Origin of the sequence: Pseudoduganella buxea (assembly GCF_009720835.1) — a bacterium.
Lineage (GTDB): Bacteria > Pseudomonadota > Gammaproteobacteria > Burkholderiales > Burkholderiaceae_D > Rugamonas > Rugamonas buxea.
Map to the genome: position 1 here is coordinate 68002 of NZ_WNKZ01000001.1, position 22910 is coordinate 90911.

Sequence of the window (22910 nt, forward strand, 5' to 3'; positions counted from 1 at the left end):
CAACGGCCCTGTAATGACCCAAACGAATTCGCGTCGCAAGTTCCTGCGTAACTTTTCCCTCGGTACCGTCGCCGTCTCCGCCATGCCCCTCACGGCCTGCGGTGGCGACGGTCCCAACACGACCGTCCAGGTCAGCTTCGCGCACGGCGTCGCCAGCGGCGATCCGCTGTCGGACCGCGTGATCCTGTGGACCCGTGTCACGAGCAGCAGCAGCGACGACGTGGAAGTGGGCTGGTCGATCGCCGAAGACAGCGCCTTCACCCGCACCGTCGCCTCCGGCACCGTCGTCACGGGCGCGGCAAAAGACTACACCGTCAAGGTCGATGCCACCGGCCTGGCGCCGAACCGCAACTACTACTACCGCTTCCGCGCCCACGAGGTGTCGTCGCCGACGGGCCGCACGAAAACGCTGCCCACCGGCAGCGTCGCGCAGGCCCGCCTGGCCGTGTTCAGCTGCTCGAACTACCCGACCGGCTACTTCAACGTCTATGCGGACTGCGCCAAGTTCGACGATATCGACGCGGCCCTGCACCTGGGCGACTACATCTACGAATACGCCGCCAACGGCTACGCGTCGAGCGACGCCGCTGCCCTCGGCCGCGTGTCGCAGCCGGCCAACGAGATCATCACGCTGAGCGACTACCGCCGCCGCTACCAGCAGTACCGCACCGACCCGGACCTGCAGGCCGTGCATGCGCGCCTGCCCTTCATCGCCGTGTGGGACGACCATGAACTGACCAACGACACGTGGCGCGAGGGCGCGCAGAACCACGACCCGGCCACGGAAGGACTGTTCCTGGCGCGCCGCCAGATGGCGATCCAGGCCTACCACGAATGGATGCCAATCCGCGTGCCCGACGCCGCCAAGCCGGACCGCATCTACCGCTCCTTCGACTTCGGCAACCTGCTGTCGCTGCACATGCTGGACACGCGCGTGATCGGGCGGGACAAGCAGCTGGCCTACGCCAGCTACGCGACCGCTGGCGGCTTCAACACCGCGGCCTTCGCCGCCGACGTCTCCAGCCCGACGCGCCAGCTGATGGGCGCCGAGCAGGTGACGTGGCTGCAGGGTCAGTTGAGCAAATCGACGGCGACGTGGCAGCTGCTCGGCCAGCAGGTGCTGATGGCGCGCATGCAGCTGCCGGCACCGATGGTGCTGACAGGCGGCTACCCGGCCTACCTGGCGCTGGCCATCAAGGCGCGCAACAACCCGGGCCAGCTGACCGACGCAGAGCGGGCCCAGCTGGCCGGCCCCACGGTGCCATACAACCTCGATGCATGGGACGGCTACCCGGTCGCGCGCGAGACGGTACTGACGATGGCGAAAACGCTGAACAAGAACCTGGTGGTGCTGGCCGGCGACACGCACAATGCATGGGCCAGCGACCTGCAGGACGCGGCCGGCAACGCCGTCGGCGTGGAAATCGGCGTGCCGTCGGTCTCCTCGCCCGGCTTCGAGGAATACTTCCCGAAAGAAGACCCGCTGCTCGTCGCCGGCGGCATGGAGCAGCTGATCGGCCCCCTGCAATACGCCGAAACGGCCACGCGCGGCTTCGTCGTGCTGACCGTGACGCCGACCGAGACGCGCGCCGAATACCGCTACGTCAACACGGTGAAATCGAAGACCTACTCGGCTGCCGTCGGCAAGGTCCTGCGCACCCTGCCCGGCGCGGGCAACCGCAAGCTGCTGATGGCGTAAGCCACGGCACGTGCCTGTCCCGCAGCGGCACCGCGGGCAGGCGCCTTGGTGTCGCCGACCTTTGTGCAAAATCGGCCTCTCCCATAAGGATGAGTTATACAATCCTGCTTTTTAGGGAGATGTCAATTATGCAACATACTGCCGCTACCACGCTGCTGCTGCTGCTCCTCTGCGCCACCAACGGCGTGGCCGGAGCCGAGGAAAGCGCACCGGGAAGCCTGAAGATCACGCTGGACAGCGACGCCCGCACCGTCATTCGCGGTATTCCCGAGGAAGCGGCGACGGAACGCTTCGAAGTGCTCACCGCCGGCGCGGAGACGGTCAGCTATGTCGGCCTGGCTGACGGGCCGGTGGGCGGCGTCGTGTTCAAGGGCGGCAAGCTGCACGGCACGCTGACGCGGGCCCAGGCCGAGACCTTCTATTCCTGCCGCGGCTACGCCACGGCGCGGCATCACTACTGGGCCCAGGACGCCAACCGGTGGGCCGCATCGCTGCTCACGGCGGCCCAGCCGGCTCAGGACGTGGCGCTGCAATTTACCGGCAAGTCGACCCTGAAAAGCATCAAGGCGGTGCTGGACAACCCGGCCTTCGGCCAGGTCAAGGCACTGGTGGAGATGGGCACAAACCCGCTGAAGGTGGTCAAGGTGCTGTCGAAGGCGCGCAGCGAGCACCGCCAGCGCGAGTTCGACGAGGACATGCTGCAAGAACTGGGCAAGCTGGTACCGGGCGACACGGAGCAGCGCCTGGCCGACGTGCTGCGCCCGCAGGACCTGACCTTCCTGGAACGGGGCATCGTCATGGCCTATCCCAAGTACTCGGTCGAATTCATGGTCAGCGACGGCAAGATCCAGGCGCTGCAGCAGCCTTCGTTCCTGCAACTGGCACGCGTGAAGCCGGCCATGTTCTATGCGCCCGACACGCCCTGGTCCCGCTGCATGCCCGAGACCTGGGCCGAAGCGGTGCCCGCGCCGGCCCAGGGCTGAAGGCAGGCGTTACCGCCGTGCGCGGCGGCGCAGGTGCCGCACGCCGAACAGGGCGCCGCCCGCCAGCAGCATCGCCGCCGTCGTGGGTTCCGGCACGGCGGGCATCAGGCCGTCGTTTACGCCAAACGTCGTCCAGGCACCATCGCCGATGCGGAACTGGGCACTCTGCGGGCCATCGCAGCAGTCTTCCAGACCCGCCACGCGCAGTACGTGCGTGCCGGGCTGCAGGTCGGCGGTACCCTGCAATACACCGCCGCCATCCCAGTACTCACCCCACCACAGGTCCTGCTGGCTGTAGTCCAGCACCACATCGTCCAGCATTACCACGCCGCCCCGGCCGAAATCGACGCCGGCCCGGAACGACCACGGGCCGGCCGCCGCCGCGGTCACTTCGAATTCGACGGTGAACCGGTAGGCCAGGTTGGTGGAGCTGCCGAACAGGGACTGGTTATCGGCGTAGTACACGGGCAGGTCGGCGGTGCCGTAGCCGGCCACCAACGGCGCCGCCAGCGCCGCATCGACCGCCGCGACATAAGCGGCGGCATTGTCCTGCTGGCCGGCCGTCGAATGATTCGTCTGCATGGTGACGCGGCTGGCGTGCGCCGTGCCGGCGCACAGCAAAACGAACAGCGCGGGCAGCGTATGCCGGATGTAAGTTGACGTCATCGTGAAGCCCTCCTGGTTGTGGACCCTGGTTGTAGACCTTTATCCAACATAGCAGGCCGCCGCCATAGCGCAAGGACTGGGCCGCCTGCCTGCGGCGCCGCTGCCACGCTTGCAAAAAAAAACCGCGCACGTGGCGCGGTTTCTTTCATCGGCGAAGCTTACTGATTCAGGCCGCGCCGTTCCAGCAGCGGTTCGACCTTGGCATCGCGGCCACGGAATTCGCGGAACATCTGCATGGCGTCCACTGTGCCGCCGCGCGAGAGCAGCTTCTGGCGGAACCAGTCGCCGTTCTTGCGCGTCAGGCCGCCATTTTCCTTGAACCATTCGACCGTGTCGGCATCGAGCTTTTCCGCCCACAGGTAGCCGTAATAGCCGGCGGAGTAACCGCCGGAGAACACGTGCGAGAAGTAGGTGGTGCGGTAGCGCGGCGGCACCGGCGCGAAGTCGACGCCGGCTTCCTTCAGCGCGGCCGCCTCGAAGCCCAGTACGTCGGTGGGAATCTGGCTGGCGCCCAGCTGGTGCCATTTCTGGTCCAGGATCGACGCGGCCAGGTACTCGGTGGTGCGGTAGCCTTCGTTGAACTTGGCCGATGCGATCACCTTGTCCAGCAGTTCCTTCGGCATCGGCGCGCCGGTCTGGTAATGCTTGGCGTAGTTGTTCAGCACTTCCGGCCAGGCCAGCCACATCTCGTTGACCTGCGACGGGAACTCCACGAAATCACGCGGCACGCGGGTGCCGGAGAAGCGCGGGTACTTCACGTCCGAGAACATGCCGTGCAGCGCGTGGCCGAATTCGTGGAAGGTCGTGCGCACTTCATCGTACGTCAAAAGGGTCGGCTCGCCGGCAGCCGGTTTCGGAATGTTCAAGTGGTTCGCCACCACCGGGTGGGTGCCCAGCAGCTTGTTCTGGCCGACGTAGGCATTCATCCACGCGCCGCCGCGCTTGTTGCTGCGCGCGTAGAAGTCGCCCAGGAAGATGGCCAGCTGCTTGCCGTCCGCGTCGAACACGTCCCACACGCGCACGTCCGGGTTATATACCGGCAGGTCCTTGCGTTCCTTGAACGTCAGGCCGTAGACCTTGTTGGCGGCGAAGAAGACGCCGTTTTCCAGCACGCTGTTCAACTCGAAGTAGGGGCGCAGCTCGCCCTGGTCGAAGGCGTAACGGTCCTTGCGAACCTTGTCGGCGTAGTAGGTCCAGTCATGCGCGGCCAGCTGGAAGCCGCCCTTATCCGCGTCGATCACCTTCTGGATATCGGCCGCCTCGCGGCGGGCGTTGTTGACGGCCGGCTTGGCGAATTCGCCCAGCAGCTTGTTGACGGCACCCGTGTCGTGCGCCGTCTGGTCTTCCAGCATGTAGGCGGCGTGGCTGGTGTAGCCCAGCAGCGCGGCGCGTTCGGCGCGCAGCTTGGCCAGTTGCAGCACCAGCTCGCGGTTGTCGAATTCACCGCCACGGCTGCCGCGTGCCATCGAGGCCTGCAGCAGGCGCTCGCGGGTGGCGCGGTTGGTCAGCACGGCGAGCGGCGCCTGGGTGGTGGTGTTGACGACGGCGATGGCGAACTTGCCGTCCAGGCCCCTGGCCTTGGCTTCCTCGGCCGCCTTGGCAATGGCCGTCTCGCTCATGCCGGCCAGTTCCTCGCGCGTGTCGACCACCAGCGCCGAGGCGTTGGCTTCCTTCAGCACGTTCTGGGCAAAGGCGGTCTGCAATTCGGCCAGCTTGGCGTTGTAGGTCTTCAGCTTGGCCTTGTCGGCGACGGACAGCTTGGCGCCGGCGCGCACGAAGTCGGTGTGATACCGCTCCAGCAGGTACTTGTCCTCGGCGTTCAGGCCCAGGTTATCGCGCTTGTCGTACAGGGCCTTGATGCGCTCGTACAGCTTGGCATTCATGCGGATCGCATCGCCGTGGGCCGACAGCTTCGGTGCCAGCTCGCGGTCGAGCTTTTGCATGGCATCGTTGGTATTGGCGCCGGTCAGGTTGAAGAACACGGTCGACACGCGGTTCAGCAGGCGGCCGGAACGCTCCATCGCCACGATGGTGTTGTCAAAAGTGGGCGCCTTCTTGCTGTTGGCGATGGCGTCGATCTCGGCGGCCTGCTCGCGCATGCCGGCGTCGAACGCGGGGCCGTAGGCGGCGTCGGTGATCTTGTCGAACACGGGGTACTGGAACGGCAAGGTGCTGGCCTTGGCGAACGGATTCGAGGCCGGCAGCGCGGCAGCGGCCAGCGCGACGTTGGCGACACCGGCAAAGGCCAGGCTGGCGGCGAGGATGAGCAGTTGTGGGCGTTTCATGAATATCCTTATTGGGCGTTCAGGCCGCGGCGTTCCAGCAGCGGTTCGATGGCGGCATCGCGGCCGCGGAAGTTACGGAACAGTTCCATCGCATCGGCGGTGCCGCCGCGCGAGAGCAGGGTCTTGCGGAACCAGTCGCCGTTCTTGCGCAGCAGGCCGCCGTTTTCGTTGAACCAGACCACGCTTTCGGCATCGAGCTTTTCCGACCACAGGTAGGCGTAGTAAGCCGCCGAATAGCCGCCGGAGAAGCTGTGCGAGAAGTAGGTGGTGCGGTAGCGTGGCGGCACCAGCGCGTAGTCGACGCCGGCGTCCTTCAGGGCCTGGGCCTCGAAGGCCAGCACGTCGCCGGGCACCTGGGCGGGCGTGAGCTGGTGCCATTTCTGGTCCAGCAGCGAGGCCGCCAGGTATTCGGTGGTGGTGAAGCCCTGGTTGAACTTGCGCGCGGCGGCCACCTTGTCCAGCAGCGCCTTCGGCATTGCCGCACCGGTCTGGTAGTGCCTGGCGTAGTTGGCCAGCACTTCGGGCCACACGGCCCACATCTCGTTGACCTGCGACGGATACTCGACGAAGTCCTGCGGCACGCTGGTGCCGGAGAAGCGCGGGTACTTCACGTTCGAGAACATGCCGTGCAGCGCGTGGCCGAATTCGTGGAAGGCCGTCTTGACTTCATCGAAGGTCAGCAAAGTCGGCTCGCCGGCAGGCGGCTTCGGAATGTTCAGGTGGTTGGCGATGACGCTCTGGGTGCCCAGCAGCGAGGACTGCGACACGTATTCGTTCATCCACGCGCCGCCCTGCTTGCTCTTGCGGGCGTACATGTCGGCCAGGAAGATCGACAGCTGCTTGCCGTCCGCGTCGAAGACGTCGAACACACGCACGTCCGGGTTGTACACGGGCAGGTCGCGGCGCTCCTTGAACGTGATGCCATACAGCTTGGTGGCGGCGAAGAAGACGCCGTTGACCAGGACGTTATCGAGTTCGAAGTAGGGCTTCAACTGCTTCTCGTCGAAGGCGAAACGCTCGGCGCGCACCTTGTCGGTATAGAAGTCCCAGTCGGCCGCGGCCACCTTGCCGCCGGCGATCTTCTCCAGGTCGGCGCCTTCGCGGCGCGCATTGGCCACGGCCGGCGGGGCCAGCTCGCCCAGCAGCTTGTTGACGTTGGCGGTGGTGCGGGCGGTCTGGTCTTCCAGCGAATAGGCCGCGTAGTTCGGGTAGCCCAGCATCGTGGCCTGCTGCGCGCGCAGGCGGGCAATCTTGCGCACCAGTTCGCGGTTGTCGAATTCGCCGCCACGGCTGCCCCGCTCCATCGACGCCTTCAGCAGGCGCGCCCGCACACCGGCATCCTGCAGCTCGGCCAGCGGCGGCTGGCCGGTGGTATTGGTCAGCGCGATGACGAACTTGCCGTCCAGGCCCCGCTCCCTGGCCGCATTGGCCGCCGTGTCGATGGCCGTGTCGGACAGGCCGGCCAGCTCGGCGCGGCTATCCAGCACCAGTGCCGACGCGTTCAGTTCCTTCAGCACGTTCTGGTTGAAGGCCGTTTCCGACGTGGCGATTTCGCCGTTCAAGGCCTTCAGTTTCTGCTTGTCGCGCGCGGACAATTTGGCACCGGCCCGCACGAAGTCCTTGTAGTAGCGCTCCAGCAGATACTTCGATTCGCCGTCCAGGCCCAGCTTGTCGCGCTGGGCATGCAGGGTGTCGATGCGCTTGAACAGCTTCGGGTTCATCATGATCGTGTCGCTGTGCGCGGCCAGCTTGGGCGACATCTCGCGCTCGATCTTGTCCAGGGTGTCGTTGGTATTGGCCGCCTGCAGGTTCGAGAACGTGGCCGATACGCGCTGCAGCGTGCGGCCGCTGCGTTCGAGCGCGACGACGGTGTTGTCGAAGGTGGGCGCCTGGACGTTGTCGGCGATGGCGGCGACTTCCTTCAGGTGCTCGGCCATGCCGGCCTGGTAGGCCGGCAGGAAGTGCTCGTCGCGGATCTGGTCGAAGCGCGGATACTGCAGCGGCAAGGTGCTCGCCGTCAGCAGCGGATTGGCGGCAGTGACGGCGTGTGGCGCGGCGGGAGCGGCAGCGGTAGCGGTAGCGGCATGGGCTGCCGGAGACAGTGCCAGCGCCAGGCTGGCGGCAAGGACAAGCATTCGTGGTTGGGGCATAGCGTCTTTCGGTTAATCGCCAAAGGTACCCGGCAGACGGCCGCGCCACCCGGATAGGGTTGCGTGCCCGGCCGGGTCCACAAAAGTCATGCCGCCACTACGGACGGCGTGACGCGAGATGATAGCAGCAAGGCATGATCCACGTCACCGGCGCGCCGGCCTCAGGCCGGGGCGCCGGCGTGCACGGCCGCGCCCAGCGCCACCACGTGCTCCGGATCGTGCGTGCAGACGGGCAGGCGCCCGAACATGCGCGCCACCATGCGCCGCACCATCGGCATGCGCGTCGCGCCGCCGGCCAGCACGATGGTGTCCAGCTGGTCGCTGAGCAGCCGCGCATCGCGCAAGGCCCGCTCCACCGGCTCGCGCAGGCGCGCCAGCAACGGCGCACAGGCTTCCTGGAACTGGGCCTGGTCGAGCGTCACCGTGTAGCAGGTGCCCTTGACCTGCACCCTCATCGTGGCCTGCGCACCATCGGACAATGCCCAGCGGGCCCCTTCGGCTTGCGCGGCCAGCTGCGCCATGACGGCGGCATCGGTGCGGTAGCGTTGCGGCAGCCGCGTGGCGTGAAAGAAGTGCTGCACCAGGCAGTCGTCGAAGGCGGCGCCGCCGAGGTCGCCGGCGCCGGCCGAGGCGCGCACCTGCATGCGCCCTGCGGCCACGTCCAGCACCGTCACGTCGAAGCGCCCGCCGCCCAGGTCGAACACGAGGCAGGTGCCGGCGGCCCGTTCGTGCACGCCGCATGCCAGCGCGGCAGCGAGGGGCTGGTCCAGCAGTTGGATCGTGCCCAGTTGCGCCTGCTCGCCGGCCACGCGCAACGCGGCACGCTGGCCGGGCGTGAAATGCAGCGGCACCGCCAGCACCGCGCCGGTGACGGGGCGGCCCAGGACTTCCTGCGCTTGCAGCTTCAACGCCCGCAGCCGCGATGCGTCGCCATGGCGCACCAGGGTGGCGTGATCCACGGCCAGCGGCAACAGCCGCGCGGCGCCGCCGGCGCTGGTGGCAATGCGGCTGTTGGTGGTGCCCAGGTCGATTCCGATAATCATTCTCGCTCCAAGGTGAGGGGTAATGATATATCAAAGGCAAGAGCACTTTCCAATATTCTAATTTGCATGCAGAGCGGGAATCTGCAGTCATCGCCATCGCATCGGTGTGCTACGTGCTACCATCGCCCCCTTATCGTTATCGGCTCCCGCATGGTCACCCTTCTTCGCAAGACCTATGACGCCATCGTTGTCGGCAGCGGCCCCGGCGGCGCCAGCACGGCCCGCGCACTGGCCCGGCGCGGCGCGCGGGTACTGATCCTCGAGCAAGGCAGCGCTGCCCCCGTGACGGGCACCTTGGCGCAGATGGCCTCGATGGCCGCCGTGCCGGGGCGCGGCGCCTTCCTGCAACGCGATGCCTCGCTGCTGGTGCGCGGCATCACGGCCGGCGGCAGCTCCACCATCAACTTCGCCACGGCGGCGCCGCCGCCGGCGGCACTGTTCGCCCGCCACGGCATCGACCTGGCGCCTTACGATGCGCTGCTGCGCGCGGAACTGCCGATGGCGCCGCTGCCGGACGAGCTGGTCGGCCCGATGGCCGCGCGCATCGCCGACGCGGCGCGCGAGCTGGGACTACCGTGGCAGAAGCTGGCCAAGATGATCCGCCCGCAGGCCTGCCGCAGCGGCTGCTGGCGCTGCGTGTACGGCTGCCCGTATGGCGCCAAGTGGACGGCGCGCGACCTGGTCGACGAAGCAGGCCGCCATGGCGCCCACCTGGTGGCGCAGGCCGACGTGCGAAGAGTCGTTGTCGAGAACGGCCGAGCCGTGGGCGTGAAAGTGAAGATCGACGGCGCCATGCACACGGCCACGGCGCCGCTGGTGGTGCTGGCCGCCGGCGGCATCGGCAGCCCGCGCCTGCTGCACCGCTCCGGACTGGCGCCGGAGCGCGTGCCGTATTTCAGCGACCCCGTGATCGCCGTGATGGGCAGCGTGGACGATATCGACGGCGGGGCCGAAGTGCCGATGGCGGCCGGCATGACGTGGAGCGACGAAGGCATCGCCTTCGCCGACCTGACCTTGCCGCGACCGATGTACCAGGCCTTCGCGCTGCAGGTGGGCCGCATCGACCGCCTCGGCGCCCATGCGCGCACCTTGTCGATCATGGTCAAGATCCGTGACGATATCGGCGGCGCCGTCGGCCCGCGCTGGGTCGGCAAGCCGCTGACGGCGGGCGACCGCGCCAGGCTGCGCCAGGGCGTGGACACGGCGCGGCGCATCCTGGCGCAGGCCGGTGCCCGCCACGTGTTCCAGAGCTGGCATTTCGCTGCCCACCCGGGCGGCACGGTGCGCATCGGCGCCGGTGTCGACGCCGACCTGGCCACCGCCACGCCCGGGCTGTACGCATGCGACGCCTCCGTGATCCCCGAGCCGTGGGGCCTGCCGCCCACGTTCACCTTGCTGTGCCTGGGCGAACGGCTGGGGCAGGGCCTGGCGGCCAAACGTTGAAGCCAATTCGGTGCCAGACACCTGATCCAACACACCTGATCCATCGGCCCGTTTCAGGCCCGGCGCATTCGGTGCCGAGGCAATTATGCCGCCAGCTTTCGATTAAGGTGCCAGACACCGAATGCGCCGCGATTCAGGGGTCTGACACGGCATGTACGGATTCAGGTGTTTGATCCAGGTGTCTGACACCGAATGCAAAAAAACCGGTGAATGTCACCGGTTTTTGGCGTGCGGCACGTCCTGGGGCAGCTGGCTCAGGTCTGGTGCTGCTTCAGCTGCGCCAGCAGGTCGTGCGGGGCGACCTGGGTGTAGTCCTTGTTCAGCTCCTGCGTGATGGCGCCGCTGACCTGCTTGTCCAGCAGCTTGCGCAGCAGGCCCAGGAATTCGGGGCCGGCCGCCAGGATCAGCTTGTCGTAGCGGTTCGCCGTGTGCGCCTGCAGCAGGTAGTCGGCCACGTGGCGGGCGAACAGTTCAGCCTGGTGTTCGATGGGCGTCTGGTTCGGCTGGTAGCCGCTCGGCTGGGTGGCCGCGCCGACACTCTTGATGCTCTTCGAAGCGGCCAGCTGGCCCAGCTGGTCCGTGTCGATATCGGAGACCCGGCCGCGCTGGCTCGGATTGGCGAGCTCTTCCACTTCCAGCAGTGCGCTGTTCGGGTCTTTTTGGGCGAAAATCCGGGCCCGGCCGTTGTTGGCCGTAACGATCCACGTCGATTGCATATTCTCCTCCTGCGGTGACATTGCCAGACCACAGCATGCCTGAAGCGCCATGCCGGGGGTCACTCGTTTCGATGAGGAAATTTCGTCGATCGGTGGCGATCAGTAATGCGGCGGCCGCTCGTTGATCGGTGCCTGCGTCGAATCGGTGGTGCGGATGCGTTCGGCCAGGTTGGCCAGCATGTGTTCCAGCTTGTCGATCTGCTTTTGCTGCTCGTAAATGCGCTCATTGAGCGACTCGACCAGGTCCTCCTGGTGGGCCAGCTTGATTTCGATATCGATGAAACGCTCTTCGCTGCGCTCGTCGCTGACGTCGTCGATGCGCTCTTCACTGTATTCTCTGCTCACGTTACTTCCTTGACTTTGGGGGTCGCCAGCAATTCCTTCATCCGCGCCAGGCGTTCGCGCGGACTGATCACTTCCGTTTCCTTCGGCACGGCGTCGCCCACGTCCAGCTGCATCTCGGCAATGAAGCGCGACACGTCGCAGTGCACGTGCTCGCCGGCGCGCTTGCGCTTCTTGCACCACGTCAGCTGCAGGGTACGCTGGGCGCGCGTGATGCCCACGTACATCAGGCGGCGCTCTTCCTCGATGCGCTGTGCCAGCGTTTCGACAGGCGCATCGGGGTCGCCCTTGTGGGGCAGGATACCCTCCTCCACGCCGACGAGGAACACGTGTGGATATTCCAGCCCTTTCGACGCGTGCAGGGTGGACATGCGGATGGCGTCCGGGTCTTCGTCCTTGCCTTCGAGCATGGACATCAGCGCCACCATCTGCGTCAGTTCCAGCACGTTCTTTTCCTCGCCGTCGCGGTCCTTGCCGCCGCGGCCCCGGTCCTTCAGCCACGACACGAAGTCCAGCACATTGCGCCACTTGCCCTCGGCCGCGCGCTCTTCCAAGGTGTCGTACAGGTAGTGCTCGTAGTGGATGGCTTCCATCATGTCGTCCAGCACCTGGGCCGCATTGTCGCCGCTGCCGGCCGCCCCGGGACGGCTGGCCCGTGCTTCCAGGTCGTTGATGAAATTGCAGAAGTCGCGCAGCGGCATCAGCTGGCGGTCCGTCAGCTTGGCCTCGATGCCGCCCTTGAATACGGCCTCGAACAGCGAGCACTGCCACTGGCCGGAAAATGCCCCCAGCACTTCCAGGGTCGACTGGCCGATGCCCCGGCGCGGCGTCGTCACGGCGCGGATGAAGGCCGGGTCGTCGTCCTGGTTCGCCAGCAGGCGCAGGTAGGCGATGATGTCCTTGATCTCGGCCTTGTCGAAGAAGCTCTGGCCGCCGGAAATCGTGTACGGAATGCGCTGGTTGCGCAGGGCCTGCTCAATGACGCGGGCCTGGTGGTTGCCCCGGTACAGGATGGCGTAATCGGACCACTTGTTCTTGCGCTCGAAATGGTCGGCCGAGATCATGATGGCCACCTGCTCGGCCTCCTGCTCGTCGTTGGCCATCGCGTGCACCTTGATCGGTTCGCCCAGGCCGTGCTCGGACCACAGCGCCTTTTCGAACAGCTTCGGGTTGTTCGAAATGACGGCATTGGCCGCCTGCAGGATGCGCGTGGTGGAGCGGTAGTTCTGCTCCAGCTTGATCAGCTTCAGGTCGGGGAAATCCACCTGCAGGTTCGACAGGTTTTCGATGGTGGCGCCGCGCCATGCGTAGATGGCCTGGTCGTCGTCGCCCACGGCCGTGAACATGGGCTTCTTGCCCAGGCCCGTGACCATCAGCTTGACCAGCTCGTACTGGCAGGTATTGGTGTCCTGGTATTCGTCGACCAGCAGGTAGCGCAGGCGGCGCTGCCACTTGTCGCGCACCGTGTCGTTGTTGCGGAACAGCTCGACCGGCAGGCGGATCAGATCGTCGAAGTCGACCGCCTGGTAGGCCGACAGGGTCGTCACGTAACTGGCGTAGATGCGGGCGGACTGGCCCTGGTCTTCATCCTTGGCCGTGCGCAGCGCCTCTTCCGGCGTGACGAGGCCGTTCTTCCACAGCGAGATGTCGTTCTGGATGCGGCGGATCAGCTGCTTGTCCGTCGTGATCGCCAGGTCCTGCACGAGGGAATAGCAGTCGTCGCTGTCCATGATGGAAAAGCGGTCCTTCAGGCCCAGGTGGTTGGCCTCCTGGCGCAGGATCTTCACGCCCAGCGAGTGGAAGGTGGACACCGTCAGCATCTTGGCCTGGCGCGGCTGCTTGAGCAGCTTGGCGACGCGTTCCTGCATCTCCAGCGCGGCCTTGTTGGTGAAGGTCAGCGCGGCGATGGTGCGCGGGTCGTAGCCCCGGTCCTCGATCAGGTGGGTGATCTTCTGCGTGATGACGCGCGTCTTGCCCGAGCCGGCACCGGCCAGCACGAGGGCCGGGCCGTCGAGATACAGCACGGCTTCGCTTTGCGGCCCGTTCAGGCCGAATTGTGGTGCATTGGACATGGTGGCAGGCGGGAAGAGGAAACTCAGCCGGCCATTGTACCGCCTCGGCCATTGATATTTACGGCACGGGAGGAATATAGTGAGGTCATCTCACCATCTTTTGCCGCCCAGGCAATGTGCATATGAAATTCGAGCATCTGATTGAAATCAACGATCCGCTGAACCCGCTGATCGACACCCTGACCCACGAACAGCTGTGGCGCGGCCTCGTGTTGCGCGCCGAATCGCCGAAGCTGTTCGTGCCGCACCTGGACGAGTGCACCATCGCCGACCGCACCAGCACGGGTTTCAAGCGCACCCAGCGCTACGGCCAGCTCGTCATCGAGGACACGGTTGTGCTGGAATACCCGGACCGCATCCGCTACGAAGTGGCGCCCCAGGGCGAGATCGCCAGGTCGAGTCTGACGATGACGATCGAATCGCACGGCACCGACCGCCTGTGGGTGCGCTTCGAATACGAGGACGCCCACGACGCGCTGGAAGACGAAGCCAACAAGCTCTACGACGAGTTCCGCCGCTCCGCTTACCAGGAGTCCGATATCGACACGATCCGCGTGCTGCGCAGCCTGGCCGAGGAGGGGCGGCTGGATGCGATGCTCAATTGAGCACGTGCTTCGCTGACCCGGGCGCGACAAAGCGCGCAGCCATGTCCCCGGCGGAACTGTTTGCGGCGCGCCTGGTCTGGCACGAAATCCTGCAACTGCCCGATGCGCCCCTGGCCGACTGGCGCGGGTGGGCTGGGGAAATCATTCTTGAAATACCGTTTCCGGCACCGCACTGGCTGGGTGAATTGACGGTCGCCCCGAGCGCGCGGCAGGCATGGGACGCGGTCGCCGATGGGCTGGCGCTGGAGGCAGGCGACTTCCCGCAGGTTGCCGTTCATGCTCCCGCGCTGCGTTTTGGCCTGGTGTATCGCAGCTATGCACATCGAGACGACTTCGTGCTTGCCAACATCGAAGAGGACGCCGATGTGCAGCTGGTCGAACTGTTCCAGCACAGGCCGGGCGCCAAACCCGCGGCGATGCCTGAAGAACAGCCGACAGTTCGGAGTTTCCGGCCAGTGGCTGCCCATGCCATCCGGACCGCGCGCGCGATGCTGCGCAAGACTCGCCACGTGCGTCCGCTTCTGCGCCACCGCGTGGAAGACATCGCGCAGGCGTCTCACCAGGGAACTGCGACGCACACCCCCACGGCCCAATGGCTGCCGGCCCGCAGCGGCACTACGCAGGCCACGCTGCGGATCGACGGCGGCTGGATGCGCATCGACAGCGGGGGAATACGGCTGACACCGCGTTTCGTGTCCGCGTCCCTGTCGCTGGCTTGGGACGACGTCAGGTTCGTTGCGCCGCTACCGGCTGGCTCGCCGGGCCCGAGCGGCTGGGAACCGCAGCGGGGGCGGCCCGTCACGCTGGAAGACCTGCGCGACACACCCCAGCTTCGCGCGGTCGATCTCGTTCTCCGTGATCGCAGCATCGTGGTCCGGTCGGCCCGGTCCTTCTGGCTCCGCTTCTGGCTGCCGACATTATTCGTTTGCAAGCCGCTGATCGGCAGCGACGCGACACCGCACCCCGGCAACGGCTGGCTCAGCCTGACGCTGGACCGGCCTTGGGCAAGGCAAAACGGCCACGAACAACTGAAAGCACTGGAATTGTTCGACCGGTTTGCCCGCTTCGATGTGCTGGTGCGCGAGTGATACCGGGCAGCAACCGTGCTGTCACCCCGCCGCCTCCCGCCCCCACACCTGCTCCATCCTGAACACCGCATCGACCTGCCCGGCATCGAGCACCTCGCGGATGGCGGACAGGTCGCCGCGGGTGTCGCGCTGCAGGAAAACGTCCAGCCTGGCGCCGCGGGGGCCGATGATGGACTGGACGTGGGGCGTCGTCGAATTGACGCCCTTGCGCGCGACGACGGCGATTTCGCCGTTCAGCAGGCGCACATAGGTGCCGACCGGGTAGATGCCCAGCTCGCGGATCAGCACGGCGCCCAGCTGGGCGTCCAGCGCGTGGCGGGCTTCCAGCAGGATGTCGCGCAGGGCCGCGTTCGGCAGCACCGGCTTGCACCACGCGCGCCGGGAGATGCGGGCGCAGTAGCGGTCGGCCAGCGCGACCAGCTTGGCGGGCGCCGCGATGGCATCGGCGGCCAGACCGTCGGGGTAGCCGGAGCCGTCTTCGTTTTCATGGTGCGACTGCACGCTGGCCAGCCAGACGGCATCGTGCACGCCGGCCTGGCGCAGCAGCGCGACGCCCCGCTGCGGATGGGTACGCACCAGCGCCCGCTCGGCGTCGCTCAACGCACCCTGCTGCTCGGGCAGCGCGGGCATGCCCACATTCATCGTCAACGCGGCCCGCAGCATCGATTCCTGTTCGTCGGCCGGACGCTTCACGGCGCGGGCCACGATCAGCGCCACCACGGCCGTGTCGATAGGGTGGCGGACCGCGTACGGGGCACCCTGGTTGTGCAGGATGGCGGCCACGGCCACTTCCGGATTGACGTCGACGGCCTGGCTGACCAGTGCGGCCACGCCGGCCAGCCCGTCCGCGCCCATACCGCCGGTCAGCCCCTGCAACAGCGGCGCCAGTTGCGCCGCTGCCGTGTTCAGCAGCCGTACCACGGAGGGCGGTTCGACGCGGGCCGCCAATTCCGCCGCATGGTCCGGGTCGTCGATGAAGCCGCGTGCCACCAGCGAATCGAGCTGGCTGCTCGACGTCGGCACATAGCCCCGGCGCACCAGCAGGGCGCCGTTCTCGCCGCAGACGTCCCAGGGAAGCAGCTCGCCGATGCGGACGTCGCCGTAAGTAAGTTGCCGGATGCTCATGCTTCTCTCTCGCTGTGGATAGGCAGGCGCACGCGCGCCTTCTTGCTATCCGTAAAAGTCTATAGCAAAAAAGAAACTTGCAGGTTGTTTTTTAGTCCAGCCTACACGCCCGGCGTGCAGTCCGGACAGGGCTGCGGCGCCTCCGGCGGCGGATTGCGCAGCTGTTCGGCCAGGTCGCGCAACGCCGTGCGGACGCCCTCTTCCACGACCGGGTGGTAGAACGGCATGTCCAGCATCGTCGTCACCGTCAGCTGGGCCTGTGCGGCCCAGGCCAGCAGGTGCCCGATGTGCTCGGCGCGGGGACCGATCATTTCGGCCCCCAGAAAGCGGCCGCTGCCGTATTCGCCGTAGACGCGCAGCATGCCCCGGTTCTGCAGCATGACCCGGCTGCGGCCTTGGTTGGCGAACGACACCATGCCGACGGCGAAACGCCCGCCGTGGCTCTGGCACAGGCTGTCGTAGCCGGCACCCAGGGTGGCGATCTGCGGTTCCGTGAACGCGATCGTCAGCGGCGTGCGGCGCAGGCCCGGCGTGACCTGCGGCCACGTCCCGGCATTGTGGCCGGCGATCTTGCCCTGGTCGGCCGCTTCCGGCAGCAGGGGCAATTCGTCGTTGACGTCGCCGGCGATGAAGATGGGGCTGGTGCCGCACTGCATCGTGTGCTTGTCGTACAGGGGAATGCCGCGCCGGTCCAGCTCGATGCCCGCCAGGTCCAGCCGCAGGGCATGGATGTTCGGCGTGCGGCCGATGGCCGCCAGCACGTAATCGTAGCGCTCGGTGCGTTCGTCGCCGGCGCTGTCGCGAGTCGTCAGCGCCAGCATCTGGCCGTCCGCCTTGACGGACACCACCTGGGTGCGGAAACGCAGGTCCAGCTCCTCCTTCAGCACGTCGCCGGCGTTGGCCAGCACGTCCGGGTCGGCCAGCTGGGCCAGGCTGGTGCCGCGCGCGTACAGCGCCACGCGCACGCCCAACCGGTGCAGGGCCTGGCCCAGTTCCAGGCCGATGACGCCGGTGCCGATGACGGCCACGGAGCCCGGCAGATCGGTCCAGTCGAACACGGCATCGCTGTGGATGACGCGGGGACCGGCCGCCGCCCAGTCTTCCGGCACGACGGGCTTGGAGCCGGTGGCGATGACGATGCGCTGCGCGTGTACGGTGGTGTGATCGTCCACCTGCAGGGTATCCGGCCCCGTGAAGCGGGCATAGCCGCGAATCTTGTCCGCCGCCGGCAGCTCGTCGACGTTTTCCACGACAAAGCCGACGAAGCGGTCGCGCTCGCGCCGCACCCGGTCCATCACGGCGGCGCCGTCGATGCGCACGGTGCCGGGATGCACGCCAAACCCGGGCGCCACCTGCAGCGCATGGGCCGCTTCCGCCGCCGAGATCAAGAGCTTGCTGGGCATGCAGCCCACGCGGGCACACGTGGTGCCGTACGGCCCGCCCTCGATCAGCACGGCATGGGCGCCAGCCGCGCGTGCGGCCCGGTAAGCCGACAGGCCGGCACTGCCGGCACCGATGACGGCCACGTCACAACGAATCACATTCATTTTGCCTCCAGACATTTTGATGGCGAGTCTACACCTTCGGCCGCGTCACGAACGCAATATTAGGCTTGCTTATAATTTTCATTAAATATAAGCTCCCCTTATGGACCAACTCGATTATCGTGCCCTCGCGGTACTGGACGCCGTCGCCACCCATGGCAGCTTCGACAAGGCCGCGGCCGCGCTCGGCATCAGCCAGCCTGCCGTGTCGCAGCGCATTAAAAGCCTGGAGGATGCCGCCGGGCGCTTGTTGATCGTGCGCAGCGCGCCGGCCGTGCCGACCGGGCTGGGCCAGCGACTGATCAGCCACTACCGCAACGTCAAGCTGATGGAAGCGACCCTGGACATCGACCTGGGCAAGACGGTCAGCATGCCGGAATTGTCCGTCGCGGTGGACGATGCCAGCCTGGCCACGTGGTTTCCCCTGTGCCTGCCCCCGTTGCTGTCGCCGCCCCGCTGCCAGCTCGATATCCAGCAGGCGGACCAATCCCAGGCCGTGCACCGGCTGCGCGAAGGCAGCGTGTTCGGCGCCGTGCTGGCCGATGACGGCAGCGAGATCAAGGGCCCGAACGCGACCGCGCTGGGCGCCATGCGCTACGTCTGCGTCGCCACGCCGGCCTTTGCCGCGCACTGGTTCGGCGACGGCTTCACGGCCGAAGCGGTGCAACTGGCGCCCGCCGTCGTCCATGACCGCGAACTGACGGCCCGCTTCCTGCTGGAGCACACGGCCACGACGGGCCCCTTCCCGCATCACACGCTGCCCCTGTCGACGGCGCTGAACGACTGCCTGCTGGGCGGCCACGCCTACGGCCTGCTGCCCTACCTGCAGGCGGCCCAGGCGCTGGCGCAAGGCATGCTGGTCGACCTGATGCCGGCCGCGTATGTGGATGTACCGCTGCTGTGGCGCGCGTGGGAGCTCGATACGCCGTTCACGCGGGCGCTGACGGAGCAGGTGGTGGCGGTGGCGGGGAAATACCTGGTGCAGGACTAGGCGCAGGATTGATTCACTGAAATAGTTCCCATCGACAATTGGAAGAACTATAAATAAAATGTCGTTTTATCAAAAATAAAACGACATGAAATCACTTCAGACCCTCCATTTGGTGGCGGCATTGCTGTTCCCACTGCTCCTCAGTGCCTGCGGCGGCGGCGGCAGCGACGCGCCGGCGCCGACCGTGCCGGTGACGCCACCGGTGGTAGTTGCGCCCCCGCCCCCACTCAAATACCCGATCCCGGCCGGTATGTGGTCGGCCCCGGCCGGCGCGACGCCTGCCAGCGGCAATTACGTGTACCTGCAAAGCGACAACGGCGACTATATCGGCGGCGGCCGCAGCTACAGCTACAGCAATGCCAACGCCATCATCACCCCGTCGGCCAACGGCTTGACCCTGCAGACGCGGGTTGAAGGCGATGAAGCGTGGACGGGCGACTTCCTGCTGCCGAGCGCTGCCGGCAAGCTGCAGGCGGGTTATTTCGCCGACCTGACCCGCACGCCGTTCGCCGACAGCGCCGTCGGTGGTGTCAACTGGACCGGCGAAGGCCGGGGCTGCAATACCCTGAAGGGCTGGGTGATCATCGACAAGATCGAGCTGAGCGACGGCGCCGTGACGGCGCTCGACCTGCGCTTCGAGCAGCATTGCGAAGGCGGCAGCAGCGCGCTGCGTGGCCAGGTGCACTGGACCCGGGCCGGCGCCACGGTGAATACGCCGGTGCCCGCCCCCATTCCCTCCGACCTGTGGCAACCGGCCGCCGGCACGGTCCCGGCCAGCGGCAGCTATGTGTACCTGCAAGGCAGCCAGGGCGACTACATCGGCGCCGGCCGTACTTACCTGTACACGCCCGTCAACGCCGCCCTGACCGTGACGGCCAGCGACGCCTATCTCGGCATCCGTGTCGCGGGCGACGAATCGTGGGATGGCAACTTCAAGGCCAGGCTTGGCATGACACAACTGGCGGTGGGGTATTACGACAAGCTGCAGCGCTATCCGTTCAACAACCCCGTATTCGGCGGCTTCAGCTGGTCGGGCGAGGGCCGCGGCTGCAACGGCCTGGACGGCTGGGTCGCCATCGACAAGGTGGCGTACAGCGGGGCCACGCTGACGGCGATCGACCTGCGCTTCGAACAGCATTGCGAGGGGTCCGGCGCGCCGCTGCGGGGCCAGGTGCGCTGGCGTGCCGGCGACAACGTCAACGCGCCCGGCCCCGTCAGCCCGGTCCCGACAGGCCTGTGGACACCCGGCGCCAGCTTCGTGGCCCCGGCCGGCAACTACGTGTACCTGGTCAGCGACAACGGCGACTATATCGGCGGCGGTCGCACCCAGCTGCTGACGGCGGCCGACACTACCATCGACGTCACCGACAACCTGACGGCGGCGCTGGCCATCCGGACGGGCGGCTGGACGGGCGATTTCGTCGGCATGAATTCGCTGTCGCAACTGCAGCCAGGCTACTACGGCAACCTGCAGCGCTACCCCTTCCACAACGCCCGCCGCGGCGGCATGAACTGGTCCGGCAACGGCCGGGGCTGCAATACCCTGGAGGGCTGGTTCGTCGTCGACCACGTCAGCTACACGTTGGGCAAGATGACCGCCGTCGACCTGCGCTTCGAGCAGCATTGCGAGGGCCACGTGGCGGCCCAGCGCGGCGTGATCCACTGGCGTCGATAAGCTGTCCCGGCGGGCATGCGCGCCCGCCGGCCCGGTGCCGCATCAGATATCGACCGGGTCCACTTCCAGCGACCACTTCACGCGCGACTTCATCTCGCGCAGCCGCAACATCCACTCCTTCAGGAAAGCCTGCAGCGCCGGGCGCGAGGGCGACTCCACCAGCAGCTGGGCGCGGTCGACGTTATACACCCGCGTCATGCTCATCGGGATGGGGTCGTTGATGGTGATGCCTTCGTGGGGCACGCAGTCGCGCGCGGCCGTCAGGAATTCCAGGGCCTTGGCCAGTTCCGGTGCTTCGGCGCGCAACATGGCCTGGTACAGATAGGGCGGCAGACCGGCCTGTTCCCGTTCGGCCAGCAAGGCCGTGGCAAAGCGGTCGTAGTCGTGGTTGACGACGGCGCCGTACAGGGGGTGCTCCGGGTAGCGCGTCTGGATCAGCACTTCGCTGGCGCTGCCGCCGTCGGCCTGGGCCGTGCGGCCGGCGCGGCCCGCCACCTGCATCAACTGCGCGAACAGCCGCTCGCTGGCGCGGTAGTCCTGCGAGAACAGGGCCGTGTCCGGATTCAGGATGCCCACCAGGGTCAGCTTTTTGAAGTCGTGGCCCTTGGCTACCATCTGCGTGCCGATCAGGATATCCACGTCGCCCCGGTGCACGGTGTCGAAAGCTTCCTGGGCGCTGCCCTTGCGGCGGGTGGAATCGGCGTCGATGCGCAGGATGCGCGCTTCGGGGAACAGCAGCTGCAGGCCCTCCTCCACGCGCTGGGTGCCGCGCCCCAGTGGCTGCAGGTCGATATTGCCGCAAGTGGGGCAATGGCGGGGGATGCGCATCTCCAGGCTGCAGTGGTGGCAGCGCAGCTTGCGTTCGCCCTTGTGCAGCACCATGAAGGCGGTGCAGCGCTGGCAGTCGCTGATCCAGCCGCACGATTCGCAGCAGATCACGGGCGAGTAGCCGCGCCGGTTCAGGAACAGCAGCGACTGCTCGCCCCGCGCCAGCCGCAGCTTCAGCGCGTCGATCAGGGGCTGCGTCAGCCCGTCCTGGGGCTTGTGGTGTTCCATGTTCAGCAGCTTCACGGCCGGCAGGGTGGCCTGGCTGACGGCCCGTTCCTTCAATTCCAGCTTGCGGTAGCGGCCCGCCTGCGCGTGGTGCCAGCTTTCCAGCGACGGCGTGGCCGAGCCCAGCACGACGGGAATCTTCAATTGCCATGCCCGCCACACGGCCAGGTCGCGCGCCGAATAGCGCAGGCCTTCCTGCTGCTTGTACGAGGGGTCGTGTTCCTCGTCGATGACGATCAGCTTCAACTGCGGCAGCGAGGCCAGGATCGCCAGGCGCGTACCCAGCACGATGCGGGCCTGTCCCTGGTGGGCCGCCAGCCAGTGCAACATGCGCTCGCCCTCGGCCAGGCTGCTGTGCAGGGTGGCCAGCATCACTCCGGGAAAGCGTGCGCGGATATTGCCCTCCAGCTGAGGCGTCAGGTTGATTTCCGGGACGAGGATGAGGATCTGCCCTTGCGGTTCGCGCGCCAGCACTTGGGCACACGCTTGCAGGTAGACCTCGGTCTTGCCGCTGCCCGTCACACCGTACAGGAGGATCGGCGCGAAGCCCCGGGCGCCGCCGATGGCGTCGGCCGCTTCCTGCTGGGCCGGGTTCAGGGCCGGCATGTTCACCGGCGTGCCGTCGTGCGCATCGGCCAGCTTGGCCAGTTTCTTGATGGCCCGGTCCAGCGCCACGGTGGTGCCCACCCGCAGGTTTTTCGGCACACCAGGCAGGGCCACTTCGCCCAGCGGACGCTGGTAATACTCGGCGGCAAAACCGGCCAGGGCCAGCCATTCAGCCGACAGGGGCGCCAGTTGCGCCCGCACGCCCAGCGCATCCTTCAGCTTTTCCGGCGGCACCTCCGTCTCATGCACCACCGCCACGATCAGCCCCACCACTTCGCGCGGCCCGAACGGCACCAGCGCCAATTGGCCCACCTGCGGTTCGTTTGCGCTGTCGCACACCCAGCGGTAATCGAAAACGGCGTTCAGGGGCGTATCGAGCGCGATGCGGAGAATGCAGTGGGTCATTGGATCAACGGTGAACTATCCACAAATTCTGGGGATAACTTTGTGGACATTGCGCCGACAAGCCTGCCCGGGAAGGGGTCAAAGCCGGGTCAGCAAGGCAAAATCGCCGAAATTTCACAATTTTTTTACTTTAAAATCAATCACTTGAAAAACCCTCCCGAGAGCGATCATTTTCAGCGAGTTTTTAAACTTGCTGTGCATAAGTACCTCTGCTCAAAACGAATTTCGCGTGACCTCAGGCGTTTTTCGCAAGGGGATGAGACTTTCCACACAGCATTTCAAATCGGCAAACCGGCCATTGTACAGATGAAAGTCGCAACAGTGTTTGCGTAGGCGCAATACTTTAAATCGGAGTAGATCTTGCAGTGCAGCAGAAAACCGGCGGAATAGGATAACTCGCGGTTTACAAAGTGCTTTTC

18 protein-coding genes are annotated in these 22910 nt (G+C 66.5%); 8 read left to right on the plus strand and 10 right to left on the minus strand.

The features are described from left to right. The first annotated feature begins 13 nt into the window (after positions 1-13). Complete coding sequence (locus GM672_RS00295; protein WP_155468524.1) at positions 14-1699, plus strand: alkaline phosphatase D family protein; 1686 nt, start codon at positions 14-16, stop codon at positions 1697-1699. A 128-nt stretch (positions 1700-1827) separates the two neighbouring features. Next, complete coding sequence (locus tag GM672_RS00300) at positions 1828-2682, plus strand: hypothetical protein (protein WP_155468525.1); 855 nt, start codon at positions 1828-1830, stop codon at positions 2680-2682. Positions 2683-2691: 9 nt separating this feature from the next. Here the strand turns inward: GM672_RS00300 and GM672_RS00305 are convergent, their stop codons facing one another. From GM672_RS00305 to GM672_RS00320, 4 genes are all read right to left on the minus strand, one after another. Beyond that, positions 2692-3348: a CCXG family PEP-CTERM protein gene (locus GM672_RS00305; protein WP_155468526.1), complete on the minus strand. Its 657-nt coding sequence runs from the start codon at positions 3346-3348 to the stop codon at positions 2692-2694. Between the two features lie 158 nt (positions 3349-3506). After that, positions 3507-5633 carry a M3 family metallopeptidase gene (locus GM672_RS00310; protein WP_155468527.1) on the minus strand — a complete coding sequence of 709 codons (2127 nt, stop codon included), beginning with the start codon at positions 5631-5633 and terminating at the stop codon, positions 3507-3509. Between the two features lie 8 nt (positions 5634-5641). After that, entirely contained in the window at positions 5642-7783 is a 2142-nt protein-coding gene (locus tag GM672_RS00315; RefSeq protein WP_229417485.1) for a M3 family metallopeptidase, read from the minus strand. A 161-nt stretch (positions 7784-7944) separates the two neighbouring features. Further along, the gene (locus GM672_RS00320) at positions 7945-8826 is read right to left on the minus strand and encodes an Hsp70 family protein (RefSeq protein ID WP_155468528.1); all 882 of its coding nucleotides are present in this window, start codon (positions 8824-8826) and stop codon (positions 7945-7947) included. A 150-nt stretch (positions 8827-8976) separates the two neighbouring features. Between GM672_RS00320 and GM672_RS00325 the strand changes: the two genes are divergently transcribed. Next, entirely contained in the window at positions 8977-10269 is a 1293-nt protein-coding gene (locus GM672_RS00325; protein WP_155468529.1) for an FAD-dependent oxidoreductase, read from the plus strand. 254 nt (positions 10270-10523) lie between these two features. On the opposite strand, the gene GM672_RS00330 is transcribed toward GM672_RS00325, so the two are convergent. The 3 genes from GM672_RS00330 to GM672_RS00340 form a co-directional block, all read right to left on the minus strand. Beyond that, positions 10524-10985, minus strand: coding sequence for a host attachment protein (locus GM672_RS00330; RefSeq protein WP_170299876.1), 462 nt, complete (start codon positions 10983-10985; stop codon positions 10524-10526). A gap of 99 nt (positions 10986-11084) precedes the next feature. Further along, positions 11085-11330, minus strand: a complete 246-nt coding sequence (locus tag GM672_RS00335) for a SlyX family protein (RefSeq protein ID WP_229427694.1) — start codon at positions 11328-11330, stop codon at positions 11085-11087. Beyond that, the gene (locus GM672_RS00340) at positions 11327-13399 is read right to left on the minus strand and encodes a UvrD-helicase domain-containing protein (RefSeq protein ID WP_155468531.1); all 2073 of its coding nucleotides are present in this window, start codon (positions 13397-13399) and stop codon (positions 11327-11329) included. The genes GM672_RS00335 and GM672_RS00340 overlap by 4 nt, the downstream gene beginning before the upstream one ends. A gap of 122 nt (positions 13400-13521) precedes the next feature. Between GM672_RS00340 and GM672_RS00345 the strand changes: the two genes are divergently transcribed. Together GM672_RS00345 and GM672_RS00350 are read left to right on the plus strand one after the other, a co-directional pair. Next, positions 13522-14004, plus strand: coding sequence for an SRPBCC family protein (locus GM672_RS00345; RefSeq protein WP_155468532.1), 483 nt, complete (start codon positions 13522-13524; stop codon positions 14002-14004). A gap of 41 nt (positions 14005-14045) precedes the next feature. Next, entirely contained in the window at positions 14046-15092 is a 1047-nt protein-coding gene (locus tag GM672_RS00350; protein WP_155468533.1) for a hypothetical protein, read from the plus strand. 21 nt (positions 15093-15113) lie between these two features. Here GM672_RS00350 and GM672_RS00355 read toward each other — a convergent pair whose 3' ends face one another. Both GM672_RS00355 and GM672_RS00360 read right to left on the minus strand, forming a co-directional pair. After that, positions 15114-16217 (minus strand): HD-GYP domain-containing protein, encoded by a 1104-nt coding sequence (locus GM672_RS00355; protein ID WP_155468534.1) that lies wholly within the window; start codon positions 16215-16217, stop codon positions 15114-15116. Positions 16218-16318: 101 nt separating this feature from the next. Further along, positions 16319-17764 carry a dihydrolipoyl dehydrogenase gene (locus GM672_RS00360; protein ID WP_155468535.1) on the minus strand — a complete coding sequence of 482 codons (1446 nt, stop codon included), beginning with the start codon at positions 17762-17764 and terminating at the stop codon, positions 16319-16321. A gap of 100 nt (positions 17765-17864) precedes the next feature. Between GM672_RS00360 and GM672_RS00365 the strand changes: the two genes are divergently transcribed. Together GM672_RS00365 and GM672_RS00370 are read left to right on the plus strand one after the other, a co-directional pair. Beyond that, positions 17865-18752: an ArgP/LysG family DNA-binding transcriptional regulator gene (locus GM672_RS00365; protein ID WP_155468536.1), complete on the plus strand. Its 888-nt coding sequence runs from the start codon at positions 17865-17867 to the stop codon at positions 18750-18752. Between the two features lie 85 nt (positions 18753-18837). Next, the gene (locus GM672_RS00370) at positions 18838-20427 is read left to right on the plus strand and encodes a hypothetical protein (RefSeq protein WP_155468537.1); all 1590 of its coding nucleotides are present in this window, start codon (positions 18838-18840) and stop codon (positions 20425-20427) included. Between the two features lie 42 nt (positions 20428-20469). Here the strand turns inward: GM672_RS00370 and GM672_RS00375 are convergent, their stop codons facing one another. Beyond that, entirely contained in the window at positions 20470-22491 is a 2022-nt protein-coding gene (locus GM672_RS00375) for a primosomal protein N' (protein ID WP_155468538.1), read from the minus strand. Between GM672_RS00375 and GM672_RS00380 the strand changes: the two genes are divergently transcribed. Next, positions 22483-22824 (plus strand): hypothetical protein, encoded by a 342-nt coding sequence (locus tag GM672_RS00380; protein WP_155468539.1) that lies wholly within the window; start codon positions 22483-22485, stop codon positions 22822-22824. The two genes, GM672_RS00375 and GM672_RS00380, sit on opposite strands and share 9 nt — an antisense overlap. Positions 22825-22910 lie beyond the last annotated feature (86 nt).

Coding starts and splice junctions, on each gene's coding strand:
- GM672_RS00340 (WP_155468531.1), bottom strand. CDS start 13,399: ATGTCCAATGCACCACAATTCGGCCTGAACGGGCCGCAAAGCGAAGCC.
- GM672_RS00365 (WP_155468536.1), top strand. CDS start 17,865: ATGGACCAACTCGATTATCGTGCCCTCGCGGTACTGGACGCCGTCGCC.
- GM672_RS00325 (WP_155468529.1), top strand. CDS start 8,977: ATGGTCACCCTTCTTCGCAAGACCTATGACGCCATCGTTGTCGGCAGC.
- GM672_RS00355 (WP_155468534.1), bottom strand. CDS start 16,217: ATGAGCATCCGGCAACTTACTTACGGCGACGTCCGCATCGGCGAGCTG.
- GM672_RS00300 (WP_155468525.1), top strand. CDS start 1,828: ATGCAACATACTGCCGCTACCACGCTGCTGCTGCTGCTCCTCTGCGCC.
- GM672_RS00310 (WP_155468527.1), bottom strand. CDS start 5,633: ATGAAACGCCCACAACTGCTCATCCTCGCCGCCAGCCTGGCCTTTGCC.
- GM672_RS00375 (WP_155468538.1), bottom strand. CDS start 22,491: ATGACCCACTGCATTCTCCGCATCGCGCTCGATACGCCCCTGAACGCC.
- GM672_RS00330 (WP_170299876.1), bottom strand. CDS start 10,985: ATGCAATCGACGTGGATCGTTACGGCCAACAACGGCCGGGCCCGGATT.
- GM672_RS00360 (WP_155468535.1), bottom strand. CDS start 17,764: ATGAATGTGATTCGTTGTGACGTGGCCGTCATCGGTGCCGGCAGTGCC.
- GM672_RS00305 (WP_155468526.1), bottom strand. CDS start 3,348: ATGACGTCAACTTACATCCGGCATACGCTGCCCGCGCTGTTCGTTTTG.
- GM672_RS00345 (WP_155468532.1), top strand. CDS start 13,522: ATGAAATTCGAGCATCTGATTGAAATCAACGATCCGCTGAACCCGCTG.
- GM672_RS00320 (WP_155468528.1), bottom strand. CDS start 8,826: ATGATTATCGGAATCGACCTGGGCACCACCAACAGCCGCATTGCCACC.
- GM672_RS00350 (WP_155468533.1), top strand. CDS start 14,046: ATGTCCCCGGCGGAACTGTTTGCGGCGCGCCTGGTCTGGCACGAAATC.
- GM672_RS00315 (WP_229417485.1), bottom strand. CDS start 7,783: ATGCCCCAACCACGAATGCTTGTCCTTGCCGCCAGCCTGGCGCTGGCA.
- GM672_RS00370 (WP_155468537.1), top strand. CDS start 18,838: ATGAAATCACTTCAGACCCTCCATTTGGTGGCGGCATTGCTGTTCCCA.
- GM672_RS00295 (WP_155468524.1), top strand. CDS start 14: ATGACCCAAACGAATTCGCGTCGCAAGTTCCTGCGTAACTTTTCCCTC.